Raw genomic sequence first — 5,505 nt, forward strand, 5'->3', positions numbered from 1 at the left:
TAAGATATGCTTATGATTATTTGATTATTGTGACAATGCCAATTATAAGGAAAGGGCTTTGGGTGTGTTGCACATGGATATAAATAGGATGCTATTCGTGTGGAATGTCGCTACATTACGCTGGATTGATGTACTACTTACGGGGTGGTAATTCAATGCTTTGCTATCTACTTATCCAATAATTTAGGTGCTGGGACACTTCAGAAGTTAGTTTTACGCTGTAAAGTTAACTGTGAGCAGTCTTTAATCATTCCTCCTATAATAATCCTTAGTGGTGCCGTGTCATAATATAGTCTTTACCTTTCAGAGCAGATCGACAAATTACACATAGCAAATGTGCGCTTATGGTATAAAATTATCATAAAGCTTTGAAAAATACTTGCTGCTTAATCCGTTAAGGTAGTACACATAGACACTATCGGGTCTGGACTTTCTTTCTAAAAAAGCAAAAAACAAGACGCTTCACAAAAAAAGCTCCAATAGCTGCAAAAGATGCTGCTCTAATAAACATTCTGAGCGGGTTCTTGATCTTTTAATATGGGCGTGACTCTCTCTCAGAGAGACTTTTAATAAAGAGGTTCAGAGCTTATTCGCTCATTCACCCCTTTAAAAAATTGAAAATAAAATAGCTAATTGCTTGAGACAAAATCTTATCGCTACTATCGCGGTTCTCACAAGGAGACTTTCAAATAAACCTTCATTCTAGATGCTTAAAGATAAGCTAAAAAACATATTGTCGGAACTAGAAACTTGAAAACTGGGCTTTGCCTCTCTAAAATGCAAACTTCTCAATCCTTCCCTGAAACTAACCGTTCACGATCTCACTCCAGAAGACCAAAAAAATCCTATAAACATAACCAAAAATAATCAAAGCTCTCTCCAAAATTCTCAGATATCCTCGTCCTTCAGACAAAAAATGTCGCATGTCTGCGATTTTGCTTGAGAAAAAACGTACCATCTCCACCCATATATAAAAAAATGGCGAGGAATTAAAAAAAAACGTTTCCAACTTACCGCTATCTTAACATCATAAAAAAAGCTACAAAACTTGCTTTCAATGAAAAACGCAAGCCAAACTCTTCTTCATGGTACGCAATCTTTTTAAGGGGTGGAAACCTTCAAGAAAAATCAACATAAAGTACGCGTTACTGTAGTCCAATATTGCCTATTGCTTAACTGCCGGTAAATAAATCAAAAATACCTCGGATGCCTTCTTATAGCATTTAAAGCATCGGGAGAAGGTGAAAAAGCTTCCAGAAAATGATTTTAAGAAAATTTGCTATCGCTCTTAGCTCGAAATATAAAATGTTATGATAGGCTTTTGATGAAAATGATGTGTTTTGCGATAAAAAAGACACCCCGTGCATAGAGTGGAGGCTTTGTTGGCCTTTTGTATTAAAAGACAAAATCTAAAATGCCTATGATTATAACGATACCCCGATTATTTGCAAAGAGTGTTTTGTAAAGGGTAAAGCATTATGTTGATGGCAAAAAGCCTGTAAAGAGAAAATAGTTATGGTATGTAAGAAGAGTGCTCTTTTTTATTATGGCTGATCCATGAGCTCTAAGATATAAATTGAGAGAGAATGTGCGGCATTCAAAGTTAAGCGCGCATGGCGAGGTTTGAGATTGATTAGTTTAAAATCCTTTTCTGAGCGGCCGTGCGCTGCACCTTTCTTATTTCTTAAATTCATAGTACCGTCCACAATTTGATACAGACCGGATGCGATCATTTTTAAGTCATTTTTATCTAGATCTTGATTTTTTAAGTTTTTTTTCTTTATATCGTCGGGATGGATCTTAGCTTTCTTAACGACTTCTTTCCATAAATCGCGCAGCTTACTACGGGCGTTTTCTGCATATGGGATAGAATGGTGGTCGAGATAAGCTTTGCAAGAGGCTTCCAATAGATTTGCTGCAAATAGAACTGCCTCCCTTGGATCTTTTTCTATATTTTCTAATGCCCTATTTATTTCGATTTCTACTGCTGAAAGTCCTTTCTCTGCAATAAGTTTTTTTAGCTCTTCTGTAGAGAGGAGACCAGCTTTTTGCAATTCTTTTGTGGAGGTGAGCTCCTTCTTGATAAGATGCCCTCCACGCTGATATTCTAATCCATCTTTCTTTAACGTTTCTAAAATTTTACGTTGATCTTTTTGTAACTGTAAAATTTTTTCATATAATGATGGATTGAATCCGCTTGGGTCTGGATCATAATATTCTTTTTCCAAAAAATCCCCAAGCAAATTACCAAGGACTTCAAGCGGTTCTTCGCATTTCATATTGATTGCATATAACCATGCTTTAACTTTTTTGGGTTTTGTACCTTCTGGAATCTCAGGAGGAGCAAATGATGCAATAAACAATTCATCTAACTCGTCATGAGTATAATGATACGCAAACATTGGAGGGAGCAGTCCAATGATTGCAGGAGGAATTTTGTTTTTCTGAGAGATTTTTTGTGGGGATGATAATTGCATTTTATGGCTTTATAATATCAAAAAGCGGTGTATGCAGTGTTTTTTAGAGTATGATTTTATTGCTCTTGACCTTGCATGGAAGGTTGCGCAACCACTTTGTGGCTTATATAAGATTTGTGAAAGAGAAATACTATATTGTGTTTTAAATGTTTTCTCTTTTCATTGTTATAACAGTGAAGGGGAGGGGGTGGATAATGTGTGATAATTCGAAAAATATAGAATGAGAACAGAAGTATAAATTTGTATTATCGTAAGTGCAATAACATTCTTTATTGACAGATTGTTTATTGGAGAGAAGGACGCAGGCAATAGGCATAATCCCTGACATGACAATAAGGAAGGTTTTGTGACAAGAATTTCAACAATGGCATGTTACTAAATGTTGCGGGTGTTCTTTGCTTGTCAGAAAGAGCAGATGGGGCTCTTTATTTGCATAACCGGTAGAGCGTAATGAGTGGGCAGGGGATCGGTTTACCAAATTCGTTTATCTCCTTAAGCTTACGGTCTTCTATAAAAAGGCTGTTTTCATGATATCCGCTTTTAATCTCGTATATTTGGTAGAGATGAAAATATAAATGTTTATCGTGTCTATAAGGGAGCTTGAAGCAATGAAACTAGGCGTAAGAGTCCTCTGAAAAGCTTCTTTTTCCGTAAAATTTACAAGGAAAATTTAAAGGCAGGAAAATGTTAGAGAAATCTCAGAGCACACTGTGATAGTCAAAAAAACAGCCTTTTTAGAGATGGTTTGTTGTTTGTCATCGTGCATCATGATTTTCAATGTTTTAAAAACTTTCTCTTCAAGGAGGAAAGTTTTGTTTTATTAAAGAGGGGGAGATTTGTGATGACAGTTCACAATGGAATGGAGAGAAGGAAATGGAGAAAAGATGCTGCTTTACCGGCTGTTTTTGTCGCTTCATCTTTATTTGAACCTGTTGCGATTATGAAACCATAGCGATTTAATGAGTTTGAAATGGGGTGAATAACATCACCAAGTTTGCAGCACGGTGCTATTTTCCATATCATGATGCGTGGCAGAAGATGACCAACATTTAGAGCGTGGCGGGATGCTATATTCTATGCTAGTGCTGTAGAGTTTCTGTTAGCGCGTTTGTGGACTTAATCCACGTGAAACGCGTGCTTAATTTCGTGGATATTTGCAAAGATATGATCAGAAAATCCCATATTTCAAGAGGCTTTTAGAGGTGTCCAAGAGCACAAAGGAAGTATGGAGTTGATAAACACCGTACGTTACTGGAGATGGCCAAATTTTAGAGCTTAAGGAGCTTTGTTGGTTTAGTGTTCTTTCATAAAAATAACGAAGGTTGTGGTCAAGGTCTCAGTGTGTTGGTTTCTCGAAAAGTGGTAAACTGTTCTATGATCTTATACCCATCGCAAATATCATTGAGAAGGTATTCCAACGAAGCATATCATAAATCGGATCTCTTTTCTTTATGCGATAAGGAGAGTGCGAGGCAAAACAGTAAAAATGCAGCGATAGAGAATATAAAGAATATGAGATATGTTTGATTGAGGGAAAGATATTCCTCTGTCAGCGAATGGATCAAAAAGCCAGCGAATACACCCCCCAAAGCTCCGCCTATTTGCTGTAATATGCGTGTGATAACTGCTGTATCTTTGACGTATAAACTGTTGACATATTGGATGGGGGCGGAAAGGCAGACAATGGTGGTGATGCCAAGCCCTATGCCTCTTAGCAAGAATCCAAGCCCATCCATGCTTATATTATAGCCGAAGCATAATAATCCAAAGCTTGATATCACCAAACCAATTCCTATCATGAAAAAGGGAGATTTTTCTTTCCATTTTTGGTAAATAAATTTCCTTCCGATCCATGCACCCACTCCTTGCAAAGCAAGGACTGCGCCGATGATGAGAAGGCTATTTTCATGGGCTTGTTCCATGGCAACGGCTAGTGGGAAATAAACGAGGAAGCTATAAAAAAGAAATGAAGCAACAAGCCCCATGATCATGAGTAATGTGTAGCGTGCATTTTGAAATCCGCTAAAGACGATTAATTTGTTTTTTGCTTTCTGATTAGAAACAGTGAACAATATGAGAGATATCACAGCTATAAGTGCTAAGATATATACGGAGGTGTTGTTCTTTATATTTCTGGCTTCTGTGAGATAAAAAAACGAAATAAGCGATATGGAAAATGCTAAAAATGCAAATAAGTTAAATTTTGTTTTTGTTGTTTCGTTGCTCTTTAAGTGTTTCGCTCCAATGGTGAGCGCCAATAAAATGAGCGGAATATTGATAAAAATAACAAACGCCAAGAGACATACTGAGCAAGTGAGGCGCCTATTAGCGGACCAAAGGCAGGAGCGAAAACTGTTGGTACGGCTATGGTGCCCATGGCTTGGCGCACTCGTGTCTGTCCAAATTGTAAGGCAATGATGGTTTGGCTAAGGGGCAGCAAAAGACCGGTCCCGAAACCTTGAACGATACGGGCAGATATAATGGTTGGAAAATTATAGCTTAATCCTACCCCCAGTGATCCAAGCATAAAAATGAAGCTTGCAAGAAACCAAGTTCTTTTGATACCTATTCTTCCTTGCACAAAAGCTGCTATCAACAATCCTGGCACGGTGGCAAGAAAATAGGATGTTACAACCCATTGTATATTATTTTCCTCTACTGAAAGATAAAAAGCAAGGTCTGGAAGGATGACATTAACAATGCTTCCATCCAGCAAGGGAAGTATGCTGGAAATAATTACGGTATATATGACATACCTTTCTGATTTGGTATAGGAATCCACCTTTTGCATGATCATGCTCCCTACAGATATTCTTTAAAATATTGGTCCTGCTCTATAAATTACAGGCTTTGAGAATTAATACGCGTTTGTTGATTGCGATATTGGGATGAATGTGATTGGAAGCGCTGATGGTCCCCAAATGCTTCTCTTGTATACAACCCCTCTTCCTCCAAAATAAAACCATCGGTTAAGTTGATCTTAATGAGTTTATCGAGGAGTCTATTCGCCGTCAACTCACTCTGCATG

The 5,505-nt window shown here is 37.6% G+C and carries 3 protein-coding genes and 1 pseudogene; all 4 read right to left on the bottom strand.

Annotation, left to right across the window (positions count from 1 at the left end; genetic code table 11):
* Window positions 1–1,544: 1,544 nt before the first annotated feature.
* Window positions 1,545–2,477, bottom strand: coding sequence for an abortive infection family protein (locus ACFIKO_RS08105; RefSeq protein ID WP_375673705.1), 933 nt, complete (start codon window positions 2,475–2,477; stop codon window positions 1,545–1,547).
* 849 nt (window positions 2,478–3,326) lie between these two features.
* Entirely contained in the window at window positions 3,327–3,500 is a 174-nt protein-coding gene (locus tag ACFIKO_RS08110) for a hypothetical protein (RefSeq protein ID WP_375620444.1), read from the bottom strand.
* Between the two features lie 404 nt (window positions 3,501–3,904).
* A pseudogene (locus ACFIKO_RS08115) lies at window positions 3,905–5,268 on the bottom strand (MFS transporter).
* A 50-nt stretch (window positions 5,269–5,318) separates the two neighbouring features.
* Window positions 5,319–5,505 (bottom strand): hypothetical protein (locus tag ACFIKO_RS08120; protein ID WP_375620442.1); only part of this gene is annotated, 187 nt, incomplete at its 5' end.

This window comes from Bartonella sp. TS82HLJMH (genome assembly GCF_042193495.1).
Taxonomy (GTDB): Bacteria; Pseudomonadota; Alphaproteobacteria; order Rhizobiales; family Rhizobiaceae; genus Bartonella; species Bartonella grahamii.